Origin of the sequence: Clostridium sp. KNHs214, from assembly GCF_000744935.1 — a bacterium.
In the GTDB taxonomy this organism is placed as follows: domain Bacteria; phylum Bacillota; class Clostridia; order Clostridiales; family Clostridiaceae; genus Haloimpatiens.
On the sequence record NZ_JQMW01000009.1, the window covers coordinates 1 to 26,882 of the forward strand.

27 protein-coding genes and 1 pseudogene are annotated in these 26,882 nt (G+C 29.6%); 27 read left to right on the top strand and 1 reads right to left on the bottom strand.

What is annotated here, in order from left to right:
- The first annotated feature begins 373 nt into the window (after positions 1-373).
- Genes CC89_RS02555 through CC89_RS02575 form a run of 4 tightly spaced genes read left to right on the top strand, consistent with a single transcriptional unit; the run spans position 374 to position 2,896 of the window.
- Positions 374-1,375: a hypothetical protein gene (locus CC89_RS02555; RefSeq protein ID WP_035288738.1), complete on the top strand. Its 1,002-nt coding sequence runs from the start codon at positions 374-376 to the stop codon at positions 1,373-1,375.
- A 60-nt stretch (positions 1,376-1,435) separates the two neighbouring features.
- A complete protein-coding gene (locus tag CC89_RS02560) occupies positions 1,436-1,639 on the top strand; it encodes a BhlA/UviB family holin-like peptide (protein ID WP_035288741.1) in 204 nt (67 codons plus the stop codon).
- A gap of 10 nt (positions 1,640-1,649) precedes the next feature.
- Positions 1,650-2,543 (top strand): N-acetylmuramoyl-L-alanine amidase, encoded by an 894-nt coding sequence (locus CC89_RS20975; protein ID WP_051931422.1) that lies wholly within the window; start codon positions 1,650-1,652, stop codon positions 2,541-2,543.
- 14 nt (positions 2,544-2,557) lie between these two features.
- Positions 2,558-2,896 (top strand): hypothetical protein, encoded by a 339-nt coding sequence (locus CC89_RS02575; protein ID WP_035291102.1) that lies wholly within the window; start codon positions 2,558-2,560, stop codon positions 2,894-2,896.
- A 337-nt stretch (positions 2,897-3,233) separates the two neighbouring features.
- Here the strand turns inward: CC89_RS02575 and CC89_RS19815 are convergent, their stop codons facing one another.
- A complete protein-coding gene (locus CC89_RS19815; RefSeq protein ID WP_081896941.1) occupies positions 3,234-3,401 on the bottom strand; it encodes a ribbon-helix-helix domain-containing protein in 168 nt (55 codons plus the stop codon).
- Between the two features lie 169 nt (positions 3,402-3,570).
- Between CC89_RS19815 and CC89_RS02580 the strand changes: the two genes are divergently transcribed.
- The 23 genes and pseudogenes from CC89_RS02580 to CC89_RS02680 all read left to right on the top strand — a co-directional run bounded on the left by CC89_RS02580 (position 3,571) and on the right by CC89_RS02680 (position 26,865).
- Positions 3,571-4,245 (top strand): hypothetical protein, encoded by a 675-nt coding sequence (locus CC89_RS02580; protein WP_035288744.1) that lies wholly within the window; start codon positions 3,571-3,573, stop codon positions 4,243-4,245.
- 13 nt (positions 4,246-4,258) lie between these two features.
- On the top strand, positions 4,259-4,447 hold the full coding sequence (locus CC89_RS02585) for a hypothetical protein (RefSeq protein ID WP_035288747.1): 189 nt from the start codon (positions 4,259-4,261) through the stop codon (positions 4,445-4,447).
- Positions 4,448-4,449: 2 nt separating this feature from the next.
- Positions 4,450-4,638 carry a hypothetical protein gene (locus CC89_RS02590; RefSeq protein WP_035288750.1) on the top strand — a complete coding sequence of 63 codons (189 nt, stop codon included), beginning with the start codon at positions 4,450-4,452 and terminating at the stop codon, positions 4,636-4,638.
- A gap of 24 nt (positions 4,639-4,662) precedes the next feature.
- Positions 4,663-5,535, top strand: coding sequence for a ParM/StbA family protein (locus tag CC89_RS02595; RefSeq protein ID WP_035288753.1), 873 nt, complete (start codon positions 4,663-4,665; stop codon positions 5,533-5,535).
- Entirely contained in the window at positions 5,522-5,869 is a 348-nt protein-coding gene (locus CC89_RS02600; RefSeq protein WP_035288756.1) for a hypothetical protein, read from the top strand. Before CC89_RS02595 ends, CC89_RS02600 begins: the two co-directional genes overlap by 14 nt.
- A gap of 94 nt (positions 5,870-5,963) precedes the next feature.
- A complete protein-coding gene (locus CC89_RS02605) occupies positions 5,964-6,320 on the top strand; it encodes a hypothetical protein (RefSeq protein ID WP_035288759.1) in 357 nt (118 codons plus the stop codon).
- Between the two features lie 900 nt (positions 6,321-7,220).
- A complete protein-coding gene (gene ltrA / locus CC89_RS02610; protein WP_035288762.1) occupies positions 7,221-8,522 on the top strand; it encodes a group II intron reverse transcriptase/maturase in 1,302 nt (433 codons plus the stop codon).
- A gap of 210 nt (positions 8,523-8,732) precedes the next feature.
- A complete protein-coding gene (locus tag CC89_RS20315; RefSeq protein ID WP_185750655.1) occupies positions 8,733-8,936 on the top strand; it encodes a hypothetical protein in 204 nt (67 codons plus the stop codon).
- A gap of 117 nt (positions 8,937-9,053) precedes the next feature.
- Positions 9,054-9,218: a hypothetical protein gene (locus CC89_RS20320; protein WP_185750656.1), complete on the top strand. Its 165-nt coding sequence runs from the start codon at positions 9,054-9,056 to the stop codon at positions 9,216-9,218.
- A 140-nt stretch (positions 9,219-9,358) separates the two neighbouring features.
- The gene (locus tag CC89_RS02615) at positions 9,359-10,174 is read left to right on the top strand and encodes a GNAT family N-acetyltransferase (protein ID WP_035288765.1); all 816 of its coding nucleotides are present in this window, start codon (positions 9,359-9,361) and stop codon (positions 10,172-10,174) included.
- Positions 10,175-10,311: 137 nt separating this feature from the next.
- Positions 10,312-12,003: an ABC transporter ATP-binding protein gene (locus tag CC89_RS02620; RefSeq protein ID WP_035288768.1), complete on the top strand. Its 1,692-nt coding sequence runs from the start codon at positions 10,312-10,314 to the stop codon at positions 12,001-12,003.
- Between the two features lie 28 nt (positions 12,004-12,031).
- Positions 12,032-12,472: a hypothetical protein gene (locus CC89_RS02625; RefSeq protein WP_051931424.1), complete on the top strand. Its 441-nt coding sequence runs from the start codon at positions 12,032-12,034 to the stop codon at positions 12,470-12,472.
- A gap of 189 nt (positions 12,473-12,661) precedes the next feature.
- A complete protein-coding gene (locus CC89_RS02630; RefSeq protein ID WP_035288772.1) occupies positions 12,662-13,231 on the top strand; it encodes a TetR/AcrR family transcriptional regulator in 570 nt (189 codons plus the stop codon).
- Between the two features lie 68 nt (positions 13,232-13,299).
- A pseudogene (locus CC89_RS02635) lies at positions 13,300-13,629 on the top strand (oleate hydratase); the annotation flags it as partial.
- A 190-nt stretch (positions 13,630-13,819) separates the two neighbouring features.
- Positions 13,820-14,071 carry a hypothetical protein gene (locus tag CC89_RS02640; RefSeq protein WP_035288778.1) on the top strand — a complete coding sequence of 84 codons (252 nt, stop codon included), beginning with the start codon at positions 13,820-13,822 and terminating at the stop codon, positions 14,069-14,071.
- Positions 14,046-14,537: a ComEC/Rec2 family competence protein gene (locus CC89_RS02645; protein WP_051931427.1), complete on the top strand. Its 492-nt coding sequence runs from the start codon at positions 14,046-14,048 to the stop codon at positions 14,535-14,537. The genes CC89_RS02640 and CC89_RS02645 overlap by 26 nt, the downstream gene beginning before the upstream one ends.
- 274 nt (positions 14,538-14,811) lie before the next feature.
- Positions 14,812-16,506 carry a peptide ABC transporter substrate-binding protein gene (locus CC89_RS02650; protein WP_035288781.1) on the top strand — a complete coding sequence of 565 codons (1,695 nt, stop codon included), beginning with the start codon at positions 14,812-14,814 and terminating at the stop codon, positions 16,504-16,506.
- A 438-nt stretch (positions 16,507-16,944) separates the two neighbouring features.
- A complete protein-coding gene (locus tag CC89_RS02655; RefSeq protein WP_035288784.1) occupies positions 16,945-19,038 on the top strand; it encodes an efflux RND transporter permease subunit in 2,094 nt (697 codons plus the stop codon).
- Between the two features lie 38 nt (positions 19,039-19,076).
- On the top strand, positions 19,077-21,806 hold the full coding sequence (locus tag CC89_RS19385; protein ID WP_185750657.1) for a hypothetical protein: 2,730 nt from the start codon (positions 19,077-19,079) through the stop codon (positions 21,804-21,806).
- Between the two features lie 662 nt (positions 21,807-22,468).
- Positions 22,469-23,818, top strand: coding sequence for a glucose-6-phosphate isomerase (locus tag CC89_RS02665; protein ID WP_035288787.1), 1,350 nt, complete (start codon positions 22,469-22,471; stop codon positions 23,816-23,818).
- A gap of 1,373 nt (positions 23,819-25,191) precedes the next feature.
- Positions 25,192-25,647, top strand: coding sequence for a YaiI/YqxD family protein (locus CC89_RS02670; RefSeq protein ID WP_035288790.1), 456 nt, complete (start codon positions 25,192-25,194; stop codon positions 25,645-25,647).
- 82 nt (positions 25,648-25,729) lie between these two features.
- Entirely contained in the window at positions 25,730-26,359 is a 630-nt protein-coding gene (locus CC89_RS02675; RefSeq protein WP_035288793.1) for a trimeric intracellular cation channel family protein, read from the top strand.
- A gap of 149 nt (positions 26,360-26,508) precedes the next feature.
- On the top strand, positions 26,509-26,865 hold the full coding sequence (locus tag CC89_RS02680) for a hypothetical protein (protein WP_035288795.1): 357 nt from the start codon (positions 26,509-26,511) through the stop codon (positions 26,863-26,865).
- Positions 26,866-26,882 lie beyond the last annotated feature (17 nt).

Genomic DNA, 26,882 nt, shown 5'->3' on the forward strand with positions numbered 1-26,882 from the left:
CAGACAATAGCTGAATTAACAATGATGATAGCAACACCTCAATAAGGGGTGATTTTTTTGTTTTAAATTTATTAAATGATTTTATGGGAGAGTGGTAAATATGTTTAATTAACAAAAGAAAGTGGATTAGTAAAAAAATGTTTGGTGCCATTAATATTGAATGGTACTTATACATATGAGCAAGTACCAGCACTTTTGAACCTTAGAGAGTGTGTAGGAGAAGTATTAAAGGAAATGGGAGCTATAGAACAAATTTAAATTTGTAATAGAATGTTTGTAATAATATGACTTAGTTTTAAAATAGAACTTTTCATGTTTTTTTTATAACATGAATTTATAGGATTATGAAGCATATATTTAATAATAAAAAATATTGGAGTTGATATATGTTGAAGGAAAAATAGAGTTTTTAATTAATAAATATGGTAATGTAAAGGATTTTTCAATTAATAATAAGATAATGTACCCAAAAATGAAAGAAAATATTAAAATACCAGAACATGATGTTTATGGTAAAGGTATAAGAGTTCAGGACTTACCAGATAATATAAAACTAAATATGTGTTGTGCAGTCATTGGAGCACAACCATTTGCTAGAGATGATATTATCGCATACTCTTTAATTAAAGTAGGAAAAAATAAAATGAAAGTCCTATTTAACGAGGGGCGAGATGAAGATGTTGAAGTGATGGGTTTTGACGCAGTATATTATTATAAAAGACTTAAAGACGTGGTAATAAAGAGGGAAGTTGAAATAGGGGATGTATTTTTTCAAGAAATAAAAAGAATTGAGAATTCTGTTTTTATCACTTTCTATTCGGAAATTGAAAGTGATTTATTAGATAATGTTCTAGATTTTGCGCAAGAAATATCTGAGGAGATAATGGATAACTTAAGGTCATCATTAGGTTATAACATAAGATATATTGGAGGTGTAAAGAATGAAAAGGAACTTACTAAAGAGATAATTATTCCCTTACTTAGAAAACTAGGTTTTATTAATGTTCGATACAATCATGGTACTTATGAACATGGGAGAGATATTATATTTTCTAGAAAAACAGAATTTGATGATATGGAATATTATAGTGCACAAGTGAAATTTGGAGATGTTTCAGGTGATATTAGGTCACGACAAACAATTGAACTTCTTGAACAAATAAAACAAGCGTTTGAAATTAGTTTTAGAGATATATACGGGAAAACTATTGAAGGAATTTCAAAACTAATAGTTATAATATCGGGTAAATTTTCTAAACCAGCATTAGATCAGCTTAATGATGGATTAAAAAACAATGAAGCAATAAAGAATAATGTGATATTTATTGATAGACAAAAATTAGAGGGGTTAATAGAAAAGGTAGAGCATATTTAAAATGGAGAAAGAAGTTACATTAATTAAGTCCTTTTTTATATTATTTTTTGGAGGTGCATTTTGGAAAATGAAATAATTAAAATGGTTGCTAGCCAGGGAGTGTTTGCGATTTTTTTCGCTTACCTCCTTTTTTATGTGCTAAAAGAAAATTCGAAGAGGGAAGGGAAATACCAGGAGATTATATCAGATCTAACACAGAAATTTAATATCCTAGATGATGTTAAAAAAAGTGTAGACAAAATAGAAGAAAAATTAGAAAGGTAGGAGATTATATATGAAAATAGCAGTAAGAGGTGGACATAATTTTTTAGCAAAAGGTGCAAGTGGTTTAATTGATGAAACAACGGAGGATAGAAAGGTTAAAGATGCAGTAATTAAATATTTGAAGCAAGCAGGACATTCGGTTTTAGATGTCACACCAGGAAATATGGATTCTAGTTCAGATTTGGCGTATGGAGTTAACAAGGCTAATAATTGGCGTGCAGAACTATTTATATCTATACATTTTAACAACGCATATGATAGTTATAATGGTGCAATAGGTTCAGAAGTGTGTGTATACAATACTTTTGATATAGCACAAAGAGTTGTAAATAAATTAGGTGCATTAGGATTTAAAAATAGAGGACAAAAGGTTAGACAAGGTTTATATGAATTAAGAAAAACTGCATGTAAAGCAATTATATGTGAAGTTTGTTTCTGTGAAGCAACAGAGGATGTAACACTATATAAAAAATTAGGTGCTGATGTAATAGGCAAAGCTATAGCAGAAGGTTTAACTGGACAAACTGTTAATAGTACACCTTCTACACCAAAACCACAAGCTAAAGTAAAGAAAACTTGGGAAATTAATATTCAAGGACAAATAATTAAAGACTTACAGTATCAGTTAAACGTTCAATGCAACGCAAATTTAAAAGTAGATGGTTATTGTGGAGATAATACTGTAAATAAGTTAATAACCGTTCGTAAAGGAGCTAGGGGTAATATAACTAAGATAATACAAAAACTACTTATAAGAAAAGGATATTCGGTTGGTAGTTATGGAGCAGACAGTGTATTTGGAAATGGCACTTATAACGCTGTTTGTGCAATACAAAAGGCAAATGGATTAAGTGTAGATGGTGTGGTAGGTAAGAATACTTGGAAAGTTTTATTAAAGAAATAGGAGGGATGGATAATATGAGTATATTAAGTTTAATAGTATTAGCATTAATAGGAGAATCAGTTTGGGAAACATTAAAGATGTTATGGCAGCAAGGGAAGGTATCTGTAGATAGAATAGGGGCACTTATAGTTGGCTTGTTACTTTCTTTAGGTACAGGCATAGATATTATGTCTATGGTGGGCATTCCAATGAAATACAGTATACTAGGTGTTATTTTAACTGGTATATTAATAAGTCGTGGAGCAAACTTCATGCACGATATATTAGCAAGTATAAATAATATACAAACTAATTCTAAATTAAATGCTCCAAAAGAAATAGATCCAGTAAGTATAACAGAATTTAGAGATTAACTTTTAGGCAGCAAGCGGGGAAAACTCTGTTTGCTACCTTTTTTATTTTTTGCCTTGTTGATAACATGTTAATAACATACCATCAATGGGGTATTTTTATATACCATGGATATACCACCATAGGGGTATAAAACTATATACTGGTAAGCTATATACTAGTAACCATATACGTATAATAAGACTATATTTAATAAGACTTATATAATAAGAGATATATAAAATACTATAGTATAAACAACTAAGTATTATATACCTAAAGGTATACTATAAAATAATCGTTGGCGGTTGTTTTGTCAAGTATAAATTTAAATAAAAAGGTAACTATAATTAAATTTAGTTACCTTTTTCCATATTCTTTTAATAACAATTCTAAAGCTTTATCAAATAATTTTGAGATTGGAATAGAAGTTTCAGCTGACAACTCTTTAAATTCTTTTAATAGCTCTTTATCAAATGTACTTGAATAACGTTCTCTATTAACTAAAGTATCTTTTTTATTTTCCATAAAAACCTCCTAGATTTGATTATATCTATATTATACCATATAAATTAATTAATTATAAGCAATATTAATTAACTTTTTTCAAAAAAATAGTTGATTAATGTTAATCAATGTTGTATACTAAAATAAATTAATCAATATTAATTAACATTAATCAATAAGGAGGTCAACTATGAGTAACGGATTTACTAAAATAGACAATTCTATATTAGAAGACCAAAGCATATCTTTTGATGCAAAAGGCATTTATGCAATTCTATCAAGATATATTTCAATTCCAGGATTTAAAATAAACAAATCTCATATAAAATCTGTTACTGGATTAGGGCTTATTAGGTTTAATAGAGCATGGAAAGAACTTAAAGAAAAAGGCTTATTAATACAGACTAAAACAAGTGTTAATGGTAGATTTGAATATACTTATAGCCTGGGTAAAGAAAAATCTACTGCTCCAGTAGAAGAAAAACTTAATAAAAAACCAGTGGACAGTGATGGTAATGCTCCAATAGAGGGACAAATTTATATTGATGAAGTTATAGAACCAGTAGATAAAGATGTAGATATAGTAACTAAAGAAACTGGATTTAATAAAGGAAATGCTATGGAGCTATTAAGGGCTGCTAGTAATAATATTTTAAAAATAATACAAGCTTATAAATATGCTTTGCAGCAGAGCAATGTTAAAAATCTTTTCAAATATACATTATGGTGTATAAAAAACAATGTATGCCATAAAGAAAATAAGGTGAAGACAAGTACATTTAATGATTATGCACAACGGAAATATGATTATGACAAACTTGAAAAGGCATTACTCTACGGAGAAGAATATGAGTTGCCAGTATAGGAGGGTGATTTAAATGAATATTGAACTTATAATAAAGATTTTAAAAAAATCAGTAGAGTCAAGCGAAAGGGATTACAATAGGAATTTAGAGTTATTCGGTGAAGAAAGTGAATTAACTAGTTACCATAAAGGGCAATTAGAGGCGTATAAATTACTACTAGAATTTATTGAAGTTAATAATAAAATAGATGGGGGTATGTAAGAATGAGTAATTCTTATGATGTTACAGAAGTATACGAGATTGTAGAGTTTTTTAAAACTTTAAATAAGAATGACCATAGAAGATTTGAGAGTAGAAAAAATATAAGTTTAGAGTTGAATAAAATAGAATGTACTGAAAAAGAAAATTATACGAAAGAAGATATCTTGAAGATATTAAGAAATATTCTATAAATATAAAAACTGGAGGTAATTAAAATGAGTAAAATAACAGTTGTAGATTTAGGAAATTACTACATTAAATATATAGGTGAAAACAAAGGTAGTTTTAGCTCAAAATACACTACAGATTATCAAAGTTATCAAGAAAGTTTTCAAAGGGTGGAGATAGATGGATTTATAACATACTTAACTATAGGAGAATTTTCAAAGGAGTATGATAAAACTAATAAGGAGAATTTCATTCCTCAACTAATGTATGCTATATGCAAGGCTAACAAAGAAGATGTTATAAAAACTAATTTATGTCTAATGTTGCCTATAATGCAGATGGCCAATAAAAACAAGCTATTGGATATAATAAATAAACATAAGAATACTAAATTAAAGTTTAATGGCCAGGATAAGAATATTAATATAGAAGATGCTTTAATTTTACCTGAAGGTTATAGTTCTTATTTTAGTTTAACAAAAGAACAGAGGCAGGGCGACATATGTTTAATAGATTGTGGAAGTAGAACAATAAATTTAAGCGTTTTTGAAAATGGAAAAGTAGTAAAATTGCAAACCGTTAAGCTTGGATCATATGACTTCTATACTAAAATTAAAAATATAGAGAATAAAGATTACAGTGAGGAAGATATTCAAAGGCTTATAAATAATAAAATAATTACAGTAAATCCAAAAGAGTATAATTTATTTTTAAATAATATACTAAATGCTATAAAGCCATATGTTAACCTATCAACTTACAAAGTATATTGGACTGGTGGTACAAGCTTAATGTTAAAAGACTATATAAAACAATTGAAACTGCCAAGTAATACTATATTAGAAAATGCAAGTACCAGTAATGCAGATGGGGCGCTTGAAGCAACTAAGAAGGTGTGGAATAATAATGGCAATAAGTAAGAATAGCAGAAGGGTACAATTCACACTTAATAACTCCAAAGATAAAGAAAAACAGATAATACAATTCCTTGATGGCTGCTTAAATCCTAATGCAGCCATCAAGGAGATTATTTTTAGCTATATAGTGAGTAACTGTGATACACCATTACTCAAAGTTACTCAATCAGAAGTAACTCAAGGTGATACAAAGTCACCACAAGTGAGTAACATTGACAATAATATAGTGAGTGATAGTGATGATAAGTTAGTAGAAGTGAGTAACTGCGAGGAGAAGTCACTAGAAGTGAGTGAACTTGAAAAAAATGAAATGGATGAATTAAGTAAGTTTTTATAGAGTAGATAAAATTACCCTGTTTTTCATATGTTTACAAATTGTACAAGCTATTGTATAATTTAATGGTAGAATTACATATTAGGAGGTAAATGTTATGAAAAAAGTTGTAGGAATTATCAGTATTGTTCTTTTCTTCATAGTTACATTTCAGTCATGTGCAGCGGGATTAGGAAATGCCATGTCAAATTCAAAAGAGGTGAGTGGTTCAGCTGGACTTATTTTAAGCATATGTATGCTTATAGGTGGAATAGTTGTATTAGTATCTAAGAAACACAAAGGAATGGTCATTACTTCTATAGTATTTTATGTATTAGGCGGAGTAATAGGATTTGCTAATGCAGGTACATTTTCAGATTTAAAAATTTGGTCAACATTAAATTTAATATTTGCTGCTCTATTGATTTTTCATTTAGTTAAAAATAAAGAATTATATTTAAAAGAAGCTGAATAGGAAGTAAAGAAGCTCTAGTTTACCTAGAGCTTTTTCCGTACTAAAATCGTACTAATATTTTTTAATAACCTATAAAATACAATATAATATGTATAATTAATATAATGAAAGTAAGGAATATCAACGTTTGATAAACCTTACTTAAATAATGTGATTGAGTGGGAATAACGGAAATCCAGTAAAATCAATACTTAGAATACACGTTTTATAATAAAATAAAAAGAGGTACCTATGATCTTATGTTTAAAAATGTAATTTCATAGGTATTTTTTATTTTATAAAATATAGTAAATATTTGTAATATTCAATATTTTAAATACGATAATGGAATAAATTGTGATACAATCATATTAACAAGCTTGCTAAAGATAGTAATTATTTAGGATGGCTGAATAGTTAGTGCGCCAAGAAAAGCTTATTAATTCTGTCAAAGTGAAAGTCTTTGATGAGTAAGGTCTAACCAACCACTCATATCGAGTGTTGCATCGAAATTGGTAACAACTAGATGAAGCGTACACAGAGAACTATATAGACCACAGGGAAGACCGTAATTACTGAAGCTAAATGAGCCTCGTTATCAGTTTAATGCAGATGGTGACGTGATTAACTACACGGAAACCTATACAGAGGAATCGTAAAAGGTGAGATTCTCGAGGGTCTGTCGGGGTCGAAGGGCGTGGTATGTATAGAGAGAATTAATAGGAACTTGGGAGGCTCCTATGGCTCCAATAAATTTGGTAGGTCTATCCAATGAAAAAAGAGGACGGCTAATGCACATAGGAATTCGGATTAACTCATAGTACTCTGAGAACGGGAGAACCGTTTACGTGGGGAAGGGGTTAACAAATATATGTAGCTCACAAATGAAACATTATCTGGACTGCAGGACTGGAGGAAATAATGCAAACATCACTGTGGGGAATAGCAAGAAAATCAAAGCAAAATAAAAAATACAAATTTGGTAATTTATATGGGTTGATAAACAAGCAAGCTTTACACACTGCTTGGAAAGAAATAAATAGAAGCGCAGCTGCTGGTATAGACAAAATAACAGCAAAAGAGTTTGGAGAAGATTTAGACAGAAACCTAGATGAATTACTAAAAGAACTAAAAAATAAGAGTTATAAAGCTAGATTAACAAAAAGAGTAAACATACCAAAAGGAAATGGGAAAACTCGCCCGTTAGGATTGCCTACATTAAGAGATAAAATTGTCCAAAGAGCAGTTGCATCAATATTAGAGGCAATCTATGAACAAGATTTCTTCAATTTTAGTTATGGATATCGACCAAACACAAGTGCCCAAAAAGCAGCAAAAGAATTATCAGATAATCTAATGGGTAATTATAACTATATTGTAGAAGCTGATATTAGAAGTTTTTTCGATAATATTGACCATCAATGGCTTATCAAAATGTTAAAAGAAAGAATTAAGGATAAGGCATTTATAAGATTAATAGTCAAGTGGCTAAAAGCTGGCATACTAAATACTGATGGAAAAATAATAAACCCTAAAACTGGAAGTCCTCAAGGTTCAATAGTAAGTCCTATATTGGCAAATATTTACTTGCATTACTCGCTAGATTTATGGTTTGAAAAAGTTGTTAAGAAGTCTATAAAAGGCGAAGCCTGTATATGTAGAGTTGCTGATGATTTTGTCTGTGCGTTTAGATATAAAGAAGATGCAGATAGGTTCTATAAAGTAATAGGTAAAAGACTTGGAAAATTTGGACTGAAGCTAGCGGAAGAAAAGACAAAGATTATAAAATTTTCTAAATATGATGATGTAAAAAGTAAAAGTTTTGATTTTGTAGGTTTTGAGTATAGATGGAGCAAATCTAAAAAGGGTAAAAATATAGTAAAGCGTAGAACAAGTAGAAGTAAATTGAAGAAATCTATACAAGCTTTTAAAGATTGGTGTAAAAGAAATAGAAATAGTAAGTTCAAATGGATAATAAAAATGTTAAATCTAAAATTTAGAGGGTACTTTAATTATTATGGAGTTATAGGAAATAGTAAAGGATTATATGATTTTTATAATCCAGCTATAAAAATACTATTTAAATGGCTAAATAGAAGGAGTCAACGTAAAAGTTTCACATGGGAAGAGTTTAATCAGGCAATAAAGAGGTATGGATTAATTAGACCAAAAATAACAGAGAAAAAGTACAAACAAATTAAATTAAAAGTTTGCTTTGAGTGATTACGGAAGCGAGTATATTTGAAGAGCCCGGTGCGGTAATTCCGCACGCCGGGATTCTGTGCGGGGTGCGTTGGGTAACCAACGCGTCTACCGCGACCTAATATTGTTTTATCATAATAAAAGATTTTAAAAATTCTTAAAGAAGGGTGATTTTATGAAAAAAAAGTTTTATTAAAAAATATTGCGTTCATATTAGCATTTTTCACAGTTATGTTAATAGGAGGCAATGTTGAACATGTATTTGCTACTGAACCGGATATGATACAAACTATAAATATTAATAATTTTAAAGAATCTACTGAAAAAGTTAGTAGAACTATTACTATTACTGATTCAAATATAATTTTCGACAAAAATAAAGCTTTTAATGAAGGTTTTACAATTAGTTGTTTTAAGTATTATTACCGACCTTAATAGTTGGATTTTAAATCCGGCAAAAGAGGTCGGTTTTTATATTTTTACCTTAACCCTACCAGTTACATAAATGTTTTTATATGCTATAATTGGCATAAATAAGGAAATGATTGCACAATGAAGGCTACTGTAAAATCACATATATTTGACTTAATTTTTGACATAGTGGTGGTTTTAGGAATAGTCTTTGCTATGACTTATATACTTTATACTAGTTATAAAAAGCCATTTGATATATTAGGCATGCTAAGATTTATATTGTTAAATTTTACTTATGTTTAGACTGTTTAACTTATCATGAACAGAAAAATTTAAAGAAGATTTTAACAAGTAAGAGTGGAAGAGAAATAATTCAAAAAAACAGAAAAAGTGTTGGAAATGCACTTTGGTTTAAATAATGAGAATTAATGGAGGCATTTCGTATGAGAAATATTACAGGTCAAGATAAGGTTTTTGAAAAATTAATGACTGAAAAGGAACTGATTCAGTTTAGTATGTTTTATGCTATACTAACAGCTGAGGATTCTTTTATTGTAACTAATGATAAAAATGTAATTATTGGACAAGAATGCCCAACCTCTCCTTTATGGATTTACATTAAGAATAATTTATCTAATGAAGAACGTGAAGAAGTGGTTAAAATCATATGTGAAAAACTTGCCTTTAATCCTACTCTTAATATAGATGGAGAAGAAATATATATTCAGCGGATTTTGCAAGAAGTTTCAAGAATCTCTGGCAGTTCTTTTCAGATAAGTGTTCCTAAAAATTCATATGTTTGTCATAAGCCTATAAAGCCTAAAATCATTAGTGGCAGTTTATCAAAAGCCAATGAAAATGATTTAGAAATTATTACTATATTATCTAGAGATAATTGGGAAGACATTGGTTTTGGAAATCTTACACTAGAACAAGCGAATAAGTTTGCACAGAGAAAACTAACCAGACCAGATTTTCACGTTTGGAGAAATCAATATGAAAAAGTTGTTGCTATGGCATCCGTTCATAAATATGGCAAAGTTGCAATAACTGATGGTGTTTTTACTGATAGAAATGAACGTAATATAGGTTATGCAAAATTTTTAATGTTTACGATTACAAAAAAACTACTAAGTGAAGGGATTTTGCCGATATTATATGCCGATCGTCGCAAACCAGTTTCAAATCATTTATATCAAAGTATTGGTTATGAATTTTGTGGTGAGGTTACAGAGTATAGATTTTTAAATCGTAATTAGTTAGTATATATTGTTATTTTACATGTAAAATAGTTATCTGCTGTAAATTATAATATTTTGAAAGATTAAAAGTATTTTGCAATAATGTGACAGTGAAATGTTTATTATAGTGAATACATGGGGAAAGAGGAGACAATATGAAGGGGTATATTTTAAAACAAAAGAAATTGCTAATTTTAAGCACTTTATTAACAATTTTAGTAGCGTCATGCAACACTAGCATGGCATTTCTTATGAAACAGTTGGTTGATATAGGTACTATAAAGGATATTAACAAATTTAAGATTACAATTCTTATTACAGGGGTAGTTATAATATCACTTTTAATTAGTGAATACTTTAAAAAGATAGTAAATAATATATTGATAAAAAAATGGTCAATGGACCTTAAAAACGATGTTTTTGATAAATTGTTAAAAAGAAATCCTAAAAATTTCAATAGTAGTAACTCTGGGGAATATATATCTACACTTACAAATGATATTAATATGATAAAAGAAGTATATTTTGAAAGTATAATTGCATTGATACAAACAATTATACAGGTAATTATTGGTGCATACGCTATATTTAAATTAGATATACTAATAGGAGCTTTTGTAGTAATTTTAAGCATTTTGCCATTATTTATTCCAAAGGTAACAGAAAAATATCTTTCTAGTAAAAAGGAATTTCAAGCGCAGAAGATTGGTATTTTTACCTCTAAGGTTAAAGATATTTTTGAAGGATTTCAAGTAATAAGAAGTTTTAATATTCATGATAAAATAAACAGGGAATTTAGAAGGATAAATTATGAAGCAGAAGATTCAGAACTTAAATACAAGAATTACAATAGTTTTGTAAATATATTAACAGCTTTCTTTTCATACCTTATGTTATTGGTTTCTCTAGCAATAGGAACATATCTAGTTATTAAGGGAAAAGCAACAGCGGGTATACTTATTGCATCTATTCAGCTTATGGATATTGTGGATATGGCAGTTTTAGATTTTACTTATGAAGTTATTGATTTAAAATCCATTAAACTTGTTAAATGTAAAATTATGGGCATTGTAGATGAACAAATTCCAAATGAAGAAGGTATGGAGAAGGAAACATTTAATGAAAGCATCGAATTTAAAAATGTATGTTTTTCTTATGAGAAGGATAAAGAAGTTCTTAAAAATATTAGTTTTTCTTTAAATAAGGGAAATAAATATGCTGTTGTTGGACAAAGTGGTAGTGGAAAATCTACTATGTTAAATTTGCTTTTAAGATATTATACAGAGTATGAAGGAAACATATATATTGATGGAGTTGATAACAGAGAGCTTAAACTCAGCAATTTATATAGATTAATATCTGCTATACATCAGGATGTTTTCATGTTTGATTCAGATATTAAGGATAATATATGTTTGTATAATGATTATAGTGAAGAAGAAATAAAGAAAGCTGTGGAGTTTTCAGGATTAAGTAACATTATTAACAACGTAGAGGGCGGAATAAACGCACTTGTAGGTGAAAATGGGGGTAACCTATCTGGTGGTGAAAAGCAGAGAATTTCTATTGCTAGGGCTATAATAAAGCGTACTCCTATTATTTTCTTAGATGAAGCCACATCTTCATTGGACAATGAAGCATCATGGAAAGTTGAAAATTCAATTTTGAACTTAAAGGATATTACAGCCTTGGTTATTACACATAAATTATCGGGGGATTTATTAAAAAGGTATGATAAAATACTAGTTATGAAAGATGGAGTTTTAGAAGAAATGGGAAGTTTTCATGAACTTATAAATAATAAATCATACTTCTATAATTTATTTAATATTGAAGCTAATGTATAGAAAGAATATTATTATGATATTGGACTAGTTGCAAATAAGTTATCTGTGTTACAATTTAAATACAGATAAAGAGAGTATTAGAGATTTAGATAAAGCATATACTAATTTCTTTAATGGAAGAGGCTTTCCTAAATTTAAAAGAAAGAAAAAATCAGAAACTAGATTTTATAGTAGATATGACAAAATTTATTTTCAAGATAACTTTGTTAATATTGAAAATATAGGTAAAGTTAAATATAGGGTGGATTATGATATTGATTTAGGAATATCTCAATTAGCAATAACAAATATAGATAAATTAAACACTAGGAATGTTAATAAAACAAACAAAGTTAAAAAACTAAGTAAAAAGTTAAAAAGGCTTCAAAGACAATGTTCAAGAAAATATATTATGAATAAGAAGGGAGAGAGTTACCAAAAAACCAAGAACATTGCAAAACTTGAAAAGAAGATTAAAAAAACTTCATAGTAAACTTAAAAATATTAGATTAAACCATATACACCAAGTTACACAAACGAAAGTAGCCGCAATATAACCTCTTTGCAGGAGGTTATAAAATGGGCAAAATCGGACATTATGAAGTAGGAAAGAAACAAAACTATATATTTATATAATCTTTTTATAAAGTTTTATAAGGTTTTTGGTAACGGTGGCAATTTGGTACAGCAATATACAAAAAAAATCATTCGAGAGACATTCATTAAATTGTTGAATGAGCGTCAACTTAACAAAATCACAGTTAAGGATATTGCTACAGAATGTGAGATCAACAGGAATACTTTTTATTATTACTATTCAGATGTATATGCAGTTTTGTCAGAGATTTTCCAAACAGAACTTCAGACAGTCATTGATGAGTATAATGATACACTCTCATGGGAGGAAAGTTTTATTGTGGCTACTAAGTTTGCTTTAGAAAACAGGAGGGCTATTTATCATGTATATAATTCCATGCAAAGAGAAGAATTAGAGAATTATATATATAATGTAGCAGGAAATGTCATGATTCGGTATGTTGATAAAGTAAGTGAAGGTACCTCAGCTTCTTCCAGGGATAAAAATCTTATTGCTTCCTTTTATCAGTGTGCTCTTACTCAAATGGTGTTACGCTGGATTTCTTCCGGAATGAGTGAAAATCCTGAAATTATTATCAGACAAATCGGGAAGCTTTTCGATGGAAACATTCTCTTATCCCTTAAGCGAAGTGTTAGTTTAAATGATATATGATAAAAATCAATAAGGGATTTCTTTTTTATCTAATGTAAAAGACATAAGAAAGTTATATCGTCCTTATGTTTGTTGTACCAAAGAATGCAGTAAATGTTGCTTTTCTTGGGCAATTTGCTGAAACACTAGATGATCTAGGACGTGATACTATGTTTACTATTGAATACTCTGGACCTACAGCTATGGAAGCAGTATATGTATTGACTGGAGTTGAAAAAGGAGTTCATGAAGTATTTAATTCAAGATATGATATCCGTTATTTGTTAAATGCAGGCTTAAGTTTATTGGATGGCGAAAAGCCACAAATTGATTTACCACCATTAACTAGACGTAAAATTTTAAAACAAATATCAGGAACAGAAATTGAAGAGTTGCTAAAGAAATATGGAATTAGATAGCCCATTTAAATGCTTGTTTTGATACAATAACAGCAATGATTTCATTAATAAAGGTTTCTAAGGATTGAATAGTGTTGTAATGTATCAACTAATTAAAATTCTAAATACCTAAGCTCTATTTTGCATGTGAGATTTTTGTATATGTTTACAATGTATACAAAACTATGTATAATTTAGGTGGATTATGAAAATGAAGGAGGAGAATGTTTTGTTTGATTTCATATCAATTGTAGGATTTTTGGCTTGCATAGTTTGTATTGTTATGGCAATAGTTTCTTTAATTAAAAAAAATGGCAAGGCTAAAAAATTTGCAAAAGGAATTTTAGTAGCTTTTATAATATTTATGGTAGGAGTTATTAATAGTCCAAGCTCAAAAATAGATAGTAGTCAATCTACCAAAGTAAGTAGTAATAAAAGTGAAACTAGATGCAGTAAATCCTGAATATGCGGTTATAAGTGTTGGAAAAGGTAATAGTTATGGACATCCAAGCAGTTCTACAATGAGTAGACTTCAAGCTAAAAAAGGTATTAAGATATTTAGAACAGATGAAAATGGTACTGTAATAGCTATTAGTGATGGAAAAAATATAAAGTTTAATTGCAGTCCAGGTACATATGCTGCAGGTGATAATAAACCCAGAGTAACTAAACCTGAAAAATCGGTAACTAAACCTAAAGAATCAGTAACTAGTTCTTCCAATAGGACTAATAATAAAGCGGTTAGTAAACCAGCTCCAAAGATTGCTCCAGCACCGTCGCAGAATAATGGACAAACAGTATATGTGACAAAAACAGGAGATAAATATCATAGTGGTAATTGCCAATATTTAAGAAAAAGCAAAATCCCTATTAAAAAATCACAAGCAATAAGTCAAGGTTATGGTAGGTGCAGTAAGTGCAGACCTTAAAATAAAAAACTCTGGTTAAGCCAGAGTTTTTTTAGCTTAAAAAATAACACTTATGATATTTAATGTAATATATTGTAAAAAAACTATAGGGTTTAAATAAATTAATATAAATAAATCACTTATTTGAATTAAATTGTAAAAAACAATTAAGAAAAGATTGAATTTTCAGAATATAAGTGGTAAAATTTACAGAAGGAACTAATTTTACAAATATGTAATAATTTATAAGATGCTTAAACTATTTTTTATTTATCAATTAAAAGGGGGCTTTAAATTGAAAACAAAAAAATTACTAGCATTAACTTTAGGGGCAGCACTTATATTTTCTACAGCAGTTGGGGGTTGTGGAAATAAAGATGGAAGTGAAAAGAATACTTCCAAAGAAGAAAAAATGGATAAGGATCAATACATGAACTTAAATTTAGGGGCAGAACCAAAATCATTAGATGTGGCTAGATCAAGTGATACTATTTCATCACAAATATTCTCAGAAGTATACGAAGGGCTAACTAGAATTGAACAGGATGATAAGGGTAAAGATGTTATAAAAGCAGCTGGAGCAGAGAAATGGGAGCATAATGAAGAGGGAACCCAGTGGACTTTCCATTTGAGGGATTATAAATGGTCCGATGGAAAACCAGTTACTGCAAAGGATTTTGAATATTCCATAAAGAGAACCTTGGATCCTAAAACAGGTTCTAATTATGCATTTTTATTATCTCCAATTAAAGGGGCAGATGAATACAATTCAGGCAAGGGTTCAAAGGATGATGTTGGAGTAAAGGCTGTAGATGATAAGACTCTAGAATTTACATTAAAGCAACCGTGTCCATATTTCTTGGATTTAACATATTTTAAATTATTCTTACCTCAAAGAGAAGATATAGTAAAAAAACATGGAGAAAAATACGGTACTGACAGTGAGACATTAGAAGTATATTGTGGCCCATTTGTTTTGAAGGATTGGACTCATAATAATCAAATGATTCTTGAAAAGAATGATAAGTATTGGGATAAGGACAAGGTTAAACTTGAAAAAGTTAACTTTAAAATTATAAAAGATGAGAATGCTTCATATAACTCACTTTATACTGGTGCAATAGACACTATGGGAGTTTCAAAACCAGAATGGATTAAGAAATTTGATGCTACAGGAAAATTTGAGAATATAAAAGGTTTCTTGCCAGTATCATGGTATGTAGGTTTTAATCAAAAAGAAAAATTATTTACCAATTTAAATGTTAGAAAAGCATTTTCACTAGGATTTACAAGAGAAGATTACGCTAATGTTATAACTCATGGTAGACATGAACCATCTTATGGCTGGTGTCCTCCAACAGTTCAAATTAGCGGTAAGGATTTTAGAGAAACGGTAGGGGAAGAACCTGTTAAAGCTATGGCTAAGGAGAATCCGGATGCAAAAGCATTACTTGTTAAAGGATTGAAGGAACTTGGAATGAACGAGGATCCATCAAAAATAAATATTACCATATTATTATCAGGGACAGACCAATATTATAGAACACTTGCAGAGTATGTACAACAAATGTATAAGAAAACTTTAGGAGTAAACATAAAAGCAGAATATGTAGAATGGCCAATATTCCAGAAGAGAACAGATGAAATGCAATATCAAATGGCTATCATGGGATGGCAGGGAGACTATAATGATCCTAATACATTCTTTGATATATGGATGACAGATTCGGGTATGTGTAAGACTGGATGGTCAAATAAGAAATATGATGAACTTATAAAGAAGGCTATGAGTACATTGGATGTAAAGGATAGAATAGAAGCGTATAAGGAAGCAGAAAGAATATTGTTAGTTGAAGATGTAGCTATAGCTCCAACAATTTATTCTAGAAGGAATACTTATAGATATAAATATGTTAAGAAATTGATGAGTCCGTTATTTGGCAATGGTGTAGAGCTTAAGTATGCTTATACTTCTGGAAGACAGAAATAAAATTTAAAATAGATTTAAATAAAAATAAAAGGAATCAGTTTATGGTTTATACATAAATTGATTCCTTTTATTATGCTTAAACACATAAAAATTTTTAAGTTGTTAACTTTTCACTCATATTGAGAATGAGAGATTTATGCTAATTATCCCAAACTTTAAAAATTTATGAATTGTAAATAAAATATTCACAAAAAATTTTTATTATATATATTGACTAACAGTCATTAAGGAATATAATAGTAAGTGTAATAAATGACTATAAGTCATATATTAAAAGTTAAGCAATTAGTAGGGGATGATCCATCGGTATTTATGTATGTTTTATTTGAAATTATATTAAAAATTATAGGGAGATGATTCATCTATTGATTACTTTGGTAAAAGATGAAGGTATTACGGTAGGTAGCTATCGGATAAATTTTAAAAGGAGATGAAATAATGAAAAGGTTTGGGAGGTTTATAGCAAAAAACAGGATTTTAGTAGTTGTTATATCTATATTACTTGTATTTCCTGCTCTTTACGGAATGATATCTACAAGGATAAATTATGACTTGCTAACTTATTTGCCTCAAAACTTAGATTCCATGAAGGGACAAGAAATACTAGATAAGAAGTACTCAGATGCAGCTACTTCCATGCTTATAATTGAAGACATGGAACCTAAGGATATAGTAAAGATTAAAGAAAAAGTATCCAAAGTAGAAGGTGTAAATAAGGTAATATGGGTAGATGATGTTTTAGATACTACTATCCCAAAGGAAATACTACCAGATGAAGCTAGAAAGTCTTTTTATAGTGGTAATTCCACAATGCTTATTATAAAGTTTAATGAATCACCATCCTCGGAGAATACGCAACAGGCTATAACGGACATAAGAAAATTAACTAATAAACAGTGCTTTTTAAGTGGTATGTCAGCTATAGTTAAGGATACAAAAGATTTAGCAGATAAAGAAACTCCATTTTACGTTTTACTTGCAGTTGTATTTTCAGTAATAGTACTTAGTCTTACTATGAAATCAGTAATTATACCGTTTATATTTTTAGCAGCTATAGGATTAGCTATACTTTATAATTTTGGAACTAATATATTCTTTGGACAAATATCTTATGTTACGAAAGCACTAGCAGCGGTATTACAACTTGGAGTTACTATGGACTACTCTATATTCTTACTTCACAGATATGATGAAGAAAGGGAAAAATTAGAAGATAAAAATGAAGCTATGGCAGATGCTATAGCGAACACTATAGTTTCTATAACAGGAAGTTCACTTACAACTATAGCAGGATTTTTAGCATTATGTGTTATGACCTTGGCTTTAGGTAAAGATATAGGAATTGTAATGGCTAAAGGAGTTATGTTAGGTGTAATATCTACAGTTACTGTTTTACCAGCGCTTATATTGATATTTGATAAACCTATTCATAAATTTAGTCATAAGACAATTTTACCAGAGTTCAATAAAGTAGCTAATTTAGTTACAAAAAACTATAAAGCTTTTATAGTTCTATTTCTTTTATTGTTCATACCAGCAGTGTATGGAAATAATCACACAAAGGTTTATTATAACTTAGATGAATCTCTTCCAAAGGATATGGAATCTATAGTTGCTACAAATAAACTTAAGAAAGAATATAATATGACAACCACTCACTTTATATTAGTAAATGATAAAATAGAGGGTTATAAAGTTAAAGAGATGGTTGATAAACTTGAAAAAGTAGATGGTATAGAAAAAGTTCTTTCCTATGATAAGTTTATAGGTTCATCAATACCAGAAAGTTTTATACCTAAAGATATAAAAGATATATTTAAACAAGGTGGCTACAATTTAATACTAGTAAATTCAAAATATAAAGCAGCAAGAGAAGAAGAAAATACACAAATAAATGAAGTTAATAAAATAGTGAAGAGTTATGATAAAGGGGCAATGGTAGCAGGAGAAGGACCACTTACTAAAGATTTAATAGAGATTGCAGATAAGGATTTTAAACATGTAAATGTAGTATCTATAGCAGCTATATTTGCTATAATATTAATCTTATTTAGATCTATATCAATTCCTATTTTATTAGTTTCAGCTATAGAACTGGCTATATTTATAAATATGGGAATACCATTCTATACAGGAACTACAATACCATTTATAGCTTCTATCGTAATAGGATGTATACAACTTGGAGCTACAGTAGATTATGCAATATTAATGACTACTAGGTTTAAAGAGGAAATAGGAAACGGATATGATAGATTTGAAGCAGGAAAGATAACTGTTAAGGGAACGGCAAAATCTATAGTAACTAGTGGACTTACTTTCTTTGCTGCTACAGCTAGTGTTGGAATAGTATCCAACATGGATTTAATAAGAACATTATGTGGAATGATTGCAAGAGGAGCACTTATAAGTATGGGAGTAATATTATTTATCCTTCCATCAATACTTATAGTTTGTGAAAAATTTATAAGTGTTACAACCATGAAGTGGAAAAATGGAGAGCAACAAAAGTTAGATGAAAAAACAGCTTAATTTGGAAAGGAAAAGAGGGGATTACATTGAAAAAAGGTATGTCAAAAAAAGTTATAAGTTTAGTTATGGTAGGAACAATTTTAAGTTCTAATGCTGTTTATGCAAAAGAATTAATTCAAAAGGACGAATCTGTATATGTAACTTTAGGCGTAGAAGGAGAAGTTAAAGAAAAGATAGTAAGTGACTGGTTGCACAGAGATGATGCAAACGGAAATATAGAGGATAAGACATTATTAAAAGATATAAAGAATGTAAAAGGTGAAGAAAAACCTGATATACAGGGAGATAAGCTTATTTGGAATACAGATAAAAAAGATATATTTTATCAAGGCAAGACAGATGCTGAGCTTCCAATAGCGGTTTCTATAAAATATGAATTAGATGGACAGGAAGTTAAACCAAAAGATATAGTAGGTAAATCAGGAAAAATAAAAATAAAAGTAGATTATGAAAATAAATCATATAAAACTGTAAATGTAAAGGGTGAGGATAGAAAAATATATACTCCATTTACTACTGCTACTGTAGTTAATTTACCAATGGATAAGTTTTCAAATGTAAAAGTGAATAGTGGAGAAGTTGTTTCTGACGGAAATAATCAAGCTATAACCTTTATAGCACTACCAGGATTAAAAGAAAGCTTAAGTATAAATAAAGATGTAGAAGACTTAATAGATTTAAAAAACAGCTTAGAGATAACAGCAGAAGTAAAGAATTTTGAAATGGGACCTATTATGATGACAGCAACACCTAAAATTCCAGAGGTTAAGGAATTTAAGGATGCTAAAAATTTCGATGAACTATTTGAAGGATTGGATAAATTAAAAGATGCCAGCACACAATTAGAAGATGGCAGCTTTAAATTAAAAGACGGCAGCCAAAAGTTAAAAGATGGACTTAATAAGGCTAATGATAAGGTAAGTGGTGTGAAAGGCATGATGGGTAAGGAGCAGGATAAAATTGCTCTTATAAAATCCCAAAAGAATGTAGAAAAAGAAAGAAAACTTATAAGTCATGCTTTCTTTGCGAAAGATTTAGATACATCTATATTAGATTTAGGAGAGGTATTTTCAGATCCTACAGTACAACAATTATTAGATAAATCTTTAAAAGATTATAAGGCTTTAGATATTAATTCTATAATGCAACTTCCAAGTGTTAAGGAATTGATGAGACAAGAGAATCTACGTAAGATGGATAAACTTGAGAAGGATGCAAGTGAATTATTAAATTATGATATGGGAAAACTTCAACCTTTGATGAATGTTTTAAAGTACTCAGATAGTTTAGGTAAATTAGCTAATAATGCATCTGCACTTTATAATGGAATAGATATTTCTAAAATAGATCCGCTTATAAAATTAGCCCAAAATAAAGATGTTATTTTAAAAATGGCAAAGGATGCTAATGATTTAGGAACTTACTTGAAATCTGATCAGTTAAAACCTATTATGGGACTTGCAAATAATAAAGATAAGGTAAATGGATTAATAAATGCCAGTACAGAATTGTCTAAAGTAGACTTGGAGAGTATGAAGGGATTTTTAAATGATCAAAGTGCGGGAGCAATGGAGTTTATAAAGGCTACCGATTCTCTAGAAACAGATAAAGGACAAATGTTGATGGCAAAAGTAAAGTCTAATCCAGCTTTAACTGATGAGGAAAAAACTCAATTAATTAAAATTATAGGTGCTTCTAGTGCTATGCGTGAGGGATTGAAGACTTCAGTTCCACAAATTGCCAAAGCTAAAGATAATTTAGAAAAACTATCTGGATTACAAGCAAATTTAAAAGATGTGGCACCATTATTAGCAGCACTTCCAGCTAGCATGGAGTATGTAACTTCTACTGTAATGCCAAAAACTAATGAATTGTTCAAGGAAATGGAAGGTATTAGTCCATATTTAAAAGGAGCAGAAGGAAGCATTAAGTATATTAATGCTATAATGCCGCAACTAAAAGGCTTTAAAGGTGAGTTAGACAAAAATAAAGAAGGTATAGAAACAGCTCAAAAGGCATTGAATCCTGAAACTTTAGCTTATATTAAAGAGCTTCAACCAGTTGTATCATCTATGAAAGCAGATTTGTATGCTAATGAGAAAAATATAAAAAATATTAAAGCCCTAATGAATGCAATGAATGCTAATGGTGGAATGAAGGAAACCTTAAACAAAATAAATACTTTAGAAAAAGATATGGAAAAGGCTAAACCAATAATAAATAAAATAGAGAGTAGCTTAACTAAGGAGCAAATGAATCAAATTAAGAATTCACCAGAATTAATAAAGAAATTAAAGAGTATGCAGAGAGATTTAAAGGATAGTGAAAAAATATTAGAAGTAATGCAAAATGCATTAAAACAAAAGAATATAGAGCAGGCTAGAAGTCTAATAAATGCTCTACCACAATTGTCTAGTGGAGTACAGCAGTTAGCTGATGGTTCTAATCAGTTATATGATGGACTAGATACACTATCTGCTGGTATGAAGAAGTTTAATGATGAGGGTGTAAATAAAATATATTCTGAATTAAAAGGAAAGACACCAGATGTAGAAAAGCTAATAGATATAAAGGACAATATAGTTAATTTATCTAATGAATATGAAAGTTTTACAGGAGTTACAGAAGAAATGGAAGGAAAAGTTAAGTTCGTAATGAAAACAGATGAAATCAAACTTCCAGAGAAAAAAGAAGAGGCTAAAAAAGAAGATAAAAAAGAAAAAGGTGGATTCATAGCTTGGATAAAGAACTTGTTCCACATTAAATAAAAGCTATGTTAATATGAAATGAAAATTTATATAAATACACCATAAAAAGTTTGCTATAAAAGGTAGATTTATAAGTAAAAGGCTATGCATATAAAGGGATTTATTCTCCAATTCATGCAGGGCCTTTTGTTCTATATGCAACTTCCATGTATTTTACAATAATTTATTTTTATGATTATCTCACAAAAAGCATTACATTACTTGAATTATGAAATTTCTCTGGAATGACTTGCATAAGAAGCAAAGGAACTATTTAAATTTATTGTTCCGAGCTCTTATGCAAGTCATGGAGGAGAAATTTCATAATTCCACCACATTGTACCTTTTTGTTGTTTAATCATTTTTATGAATTTGTGTATTGAATTTCAACTAATGGGAAAAATAATTCAAAAATACATTATACAAAGGTTTACATAGCTTGATTTATTTTTATATATAAACTAAAATTTTTATATATAAAGAGTTTTGTTTTAGAGGGAGTTTTGCTCTAGCTAAAAATTATAAATAATTTAAAGTGCAAAACTAAATATAAAAACTTTTACGAAGCCATCGTCCATTGTCTCGTTGCTAGTTAACATGATGTGAAATTTAAAATTGTGTGTAAAGATTTAGTTAAATATTAAATAGTTTAATAATTTAAACAGTTTACAGGAGGCCAAAACATGATAAAGGGATTAAAATTAGATTTAAGTAAAACAAGTCCTTATTTAAAAGAACAAGAAATAATGAATCTACAGCCAATGGTAACAGCTGCTCACCAAATGCTTCATAAGGGCACAGGAGAAGGAAGTGATTTTTTAGGATGGGTAGAACTGCCACAAAACTACGATAAAGAAGAATTTGAAAGAATAAAAAAGGCTGCAGCGAAAATAAGAAGTAATTCAGAAGCATTAATAGTTATAGGTATAGGTGGATCATATTTAGGTGCAAGAGCAGCTATAGAAATGTTAAGCCATACGTTTAACAATTCATTAAATATAAATAAAAGAAAAAATCCTTTGATATTTTATGTAGGTAATAATATAAGTTCTACATACATGGCAGATTTGCTGGAAACTGTAGAAGACATGGACATTTCAGTTAATGTAATATCAAAATCAGGTACTACTACAGAGCCAGCCATAGCCTTTAGAATATTTAAAGAGCTTTTAGAAAAAAAATATGGAAAAGCTGGTGCTAAAGAAAGAATATTTGCAACTACAGACAAGAAAAAAGGAGCACTTAAAACTTTGTCAGATAATGAAGGATATGAGACTTTTGTAGTTCCTGATGATGTAGGAGGAAGATTTTCTGTTTTAACAGCAGTTGGACTTTTACCAATAGCAGTAGCTGGAATAGATGTAGATGAAATGCTTACAGGAGCTAGAGATGCAAAAGAAAAATATATTACAGATGACATAAATAACAACGATTGTTATAAGTATGCAGCTGCAAGAAATGCCTTATATAATAAGGGTAAAAAAGTAGAAATGATGATAAATTATGAGCCAGCAGTCCATTACTTTGGTGAATGGTGGAAACAATTATATGGGGAAAGTGAAGGAAAAGATGGAAAGGGAATATTCCCAGCAGCAGCGGATTTTTCAACAGACCTTCATTCCATGGGACAGTATATTCAAGATGGACTAAGAAATATATTTGAAACAGTGATAAATGTAGAAAAACCAAGAAAAGATATTCAAATAAAAGCTATTGAAGAAGACTTAGATGGACTAAACTTCCTTGCAGGAAAAGATATGGATTATGTAAACAAACAAGCATTTAGAGGAACGCTACTTGCTCATAATGATGGAGGAGTTCCTAATATAGTTTTAAATGTACCAGAATTAACGCCATACTATTTTGGGTACATGGTATATTTCTTTGAAAAAGCTTGTGCCATAAGTGGATATTTATTAGGAGTAAATCCATTTAATCAACCGGGGGTTGAGGCATATAAGAAAAATATGTTTGCTCTTCTTGGAAAGCCAGGCTATGAAGACATGAAAGAAGAACTAGAGAAAAGACTTTAAATAAGGATATTGTGAAGCAAGTGCCGTAAGAAAAATCACACTTTAAGTCCGTGAAATAATTGTAATTTGGGACTAATCACAATACGCTAAGAACTTCTACATGTTTGCAGATTTCAATTCCCTAAAACCTTAACTCGCTCCTTGCGTCCCTCAAACAAGAAGGTTTCTTAACGGGAATTGAAATCTGCAAACATAAGAAGTTCTAAAGCTAGTTCCATAGTCCCAAATTTCAATTGTTTCACTCTCTTAAAGTGTGATTTTTCGGTTCATGCATAAGCTATCTATGGGGGAATACAGCTAACTAAAGGATGATTTTCCTCCACTACGTTGTGGAAAATCTTTAATTAGATAAAAAAAGTAAAATGAAAAGGGCTAAAATTATTTCATTAAATGAAATAGTTTTAGCTTTTCTCTTTAGCGATTTAAAAATCTTTTATTGGCGGCAGCCAGCCTAAATACGTAGGCATGATTAGGATTTATATAACTTATATTTCGCATGTATAAAATACCAATAAATTATTTTATTTGATTTTATAACTAACGCATAATTTTCATTACCGTTAAAATCTAAATATTTTTAATATTCATCTTGATTCCTCCAAACTAAGTTTTGTAAATTTAATAATATCAAATAATCTTAGTTTAGAGATATATTTTTAGAAATTATTTAATAGGTAATTTTAACCTGCGAAATGTGAGATATAAATTAATGTTTCACGGCAAAATATATTAGGCTTTATTTAGTGCTTTATTTTGACAAGCAATTATTTATTAGTCAGAAGTTTAACACTTAAAAGTTTTTTTGGCGTGAGCCTGTTGATTTATAATGAATGATCGTCATATAGGTTAAGAAACATAAATATGTATTATAATAACAAATTCTAACATCTAGAAACTATAACCTAGTACTAAAAAACATTTGATGACTAGGGAGTAAACGAAAGGCTCCGCCTAAAAAAATATTATGAGCGCTTTCTCATTTATTTACAAATTAAAGATTTTCCATAGCGTAGCGGAGGAAAATCATCCTTTAGTAGGCCATCTCCCCTAGAAGCAATGTACGCATGAACTGAAAAATCTGTCTTTAAGGTAACAATAAATATATTTTCTTAGACTATTGAGCTAGCCTTAGAAATTCTTTGTTTTCAAATTTCAATACCCGTTAAGAAGCTTTCATTGTTTGAGCGCCGTCAGAAGCGAGTTTGAAAGCTTTAGGGTATTGGAATTTGAAAACATTAGAATTTCTTGGCGTACTGCGAACAGTCTAAGAAAATATATTTATTGTGGACTTAAAGACAGATTTTTCTTATGGTACTTATTTCACAATATATTCTTATTGGGTGTATAATAAGTTAAAAAACGAGGTAATAAATATGAGAATATTAGTAGATGCAGATGCTTGCCCAGGAAGAGATATTATAGAAAGGGCAGCTAAAGAAAGCCAAGTGGAAGTAATAATGTTTTGTGATTTAAATCATGTGATTAAGAGTAGCTATAGTAAAGTTATATATGTGGATAGTGGTTTTCAAAGTGTTGACATGAAATTAGCTAATGAAGCCCAAAAGGGAGATATAGTTGTAACACAGGACTTTGGAGTGGCAACCATGGCATTATCTAAGAGGGCTTATGCAATTGGACCTAAAGGGTATATATATAATGATGATAACATAGATAAGCTTTTATTTGAGAGACATATTTCATCTAAGGTCAGAAGAGCCGGCGGAAAAACTAGCAATGCTAAAAAGAGAAGTGCGGAAGATGACAAAAGGTTTTATGAAAATTTAAAGTTTTTAATAGAGAAATCACTATCTGCAATAGATTACAGCTAATTTATTTATAAAAACTCTAGATACCATTAGGATTATGTGATAAAATCATTTTGACAAACTAATACGTTAAAGGAGTAGTATTATGATATTGATGAATTTTTTCGAAATATTGGGTACTATTGCTTTTGCTATTTCGGGAGCTTTGTTAGGAGTTCAAAAAAAACTTGATATTTTTGGAGTATCTTTTTTGGCAATGGTAACAGCTGTAGGGGGAGGAATATTTAGAGATATAGTTATAGGCACAATACCTCCAGCGGCTTTTCAAGATCCAAAGTACTGCTTAATAAGCATAGGTACTGCTGTAATAACTTTTCAGCTTCATAAGGATATGAACAAGCTTAGAAAGATAATATTAATATCTGATGCTATAGGTCTTGGTATATTTACTGTAATTGGAGCTAATGCAGCATTTTCCCATGGGATAAAGGGAATATTTATAGTAGTATCTACAGGATTATTTACTGGTATTGGCGGAGGTATACTTAGGGATGTAAGTGTTCAGCATATACCGATAGTTTTTAGAAAAGAAATATATGCTGTGGCATCTATTTTAGGAGCTTTAGCTTTTTACCTATGTTATAAGTATATATCTAAAGAAACTTCAATTTATATAGGTTTTATTGTAACATTTACTGTACGAATAATCTCCGTAAAGTATAATTTAAACCTTCCCGGATGTGAGCAAAAGCATGAAGACTTAACGGTGGGTTAGTATTGTTGTAGAGATTAGTTAGGTATGATGTGGTTTTTTTTATGTTTGTTTGAAATAGGGCAATATGCAATGTTTATATAAATTTCCTTGAGTAGTACTATATGGTATAATTATTATAATCATCATTTACTAGCTAGGGGGTTATATAAATGTCATATGTGGTTAAAAAATACATAAAGTGGACAAGTATATTGACGGCTATAAACTTAATAGTAGCTGCCTTAATATGTTGGTTTACAGGTAAGAGGAATATGGGGAATTACAGTACTATTTTATTTTGGACATCAGGAGTAATTATGGCACTAGGAGGATTTTCTTTAACTGGTAGTATAGGTGGTCGAAATAACATGGGGTATCAAAAGGCTAGAACCGTTGGTACTCAAGACCAACTTAAGAGGGTTAAAGAAGATTTGGATGCTACGGAAAAAGACATGAAATTCATATTAATAGCAGGTGGTGCTGGATTAATTGGATTTTTAGTGAGTGCATTAATTTTAAAAATTTAAATATAAAAGTAATCACC

Bases quoted from the DNA above. Each gene is read 5' to 3' on its own strand.
- CC89_RS02655 (WP_035288784.1), top strand. From the start codon at position 16,945: ATGAAAAGGTTTGGGAGGTTTATAGCAAAAAACAGGATTTTAGTAGTT.
- CC89_RS02675 (WP_035288793.1), top strand. From the start codon at position 25,730: ATGATATTGATGAATTTTTTCGAAATATTGGGTACTATTGCTTTTGCT.
- CC89_RS02620 (WP_035288768.1), top strand. From the start codon at position 10,312: ATGAAGGGGTATATTTTAAAACAAAAGAAATTGCTAATTTTAAGCACT.
- CC89_RS02615 (WP_035288765.1), top strand. From the start codon at position 9,359: ATGAGAAATATTACAGGTCAAGATAAGGTTTTTGAAAAATTAATGACT.
- CC89_RS02580 (WP_035288744.1), top strand. From the start codon at position 3,571: ATGAGTAACGGATTTACTAAAATAGACAATTCTATATTAGAAGACCAA.
- CC89_RS02605 (WP_035288759.1), top strand. From the start codon at position 5,964: ATGAAAAAAGTTGTAGGAATTATCAGTATTGTTCTTTTCTTCATAGTT.
- CC89_RS02575 (WP_035291102.1), top strand. From the start codon at position 2,558: ATGAGTATATTAAGTTTAATAGTATTAGCATTAATAGGAGAATCAGTT.
- CC89_RS02670 (WP_035288790.1), top strand. From the start codon at position 25,192: ATGAGAATATTAGTAGATGCAGATGCTTGCCCAGGAAGAGATATTATA.
- CC89_RS19815 (WP_081896941.1), bottom strand. From the start codon at position 3,401: ATGGAAAATAAAAAAGATACTTTAGTTAATAGAGAACGTTATTCAAGT.
- CC89_RS02585 (WP_035288747.1), top strand. From the start codon at position 4,259: ATGAATATTGAACTTATAATAAAGATTTTAAAAAAATCAGTAGAGTCA.
- CC89_RS02640 (WP_035288778.1), top strand. From the start codon at position 13,820: ATGAAGGAGGAGAATGTTTTGTTTGATTTCATATCAATTGTAGGATTT.
- CC89_RS02680 (WP_035288795.1), top strand. From the start codon at position 26,509: ATGTCATATGTGGTTAAAAAATACATAAAGTGGACAAGTATATTGACG.
- CC89_RS02665 (WP_035288787.1), top strand. From the start codon at position 22,469: ATGATAAAGGGATTAAAATTAGATTTAAGTAAAACAAGTCCTTATTTA.
- CC89_RS20320 (WP_185750656.1), top strand. From the start codon at position 9,054: ATGAAGGCTACTGTAAAATCACATATATTTGACTTAATTTTTGACATA.
- ltrA (WP_035288762.1), top strand. From the start codon at position 7,221: ATGCAAACATCACTGTGGGGAATAGCAAGAAAATCAAAGCAAAATAAA.
- CC89_RS20315 (WP_185750655.1), top strand. From the start codon at position 8,733: ATGTTAATAGGAGGCAATGTTGAACATGTATTTGCTACTGAACCGGAT.
- CC89_RS20975 (WP_051931422.1), top strand. From the start codon at position 1,650: ATGAAAATAGCAGTAAGAGGTGGACATAATTTTTTAGCAAAAGGTGCA.
- CC89_RS19385 (WP_185750657.1), top strand. From the start codon at position 19,077: ATGTCAAAAAAAGTTATAAGTTTAGTTATGGTAGGAACAATTTTAAGT.
- CC89_RS02595 (WP_035288753.1), top strand. From the start codon at position 4,663: ATGAGTAAAATAACAGTTGTAGATTTAGGAAATTACTACATTAAATAT.
- CC89_RS02590 (WP_035288750.1), top strand. From the start codon at position 4,450: ATGAGTAATTCTTATGATGTTACAGAAGTATACGAGATTGTAGAGTTT.
- CC89_RS02600 (WP_035288756.1), top strand. From the start codon at position 5,522: ATGGCAATAAGTAAGAATAGCAGAAGGGTACAATTCACACTTAATAAC.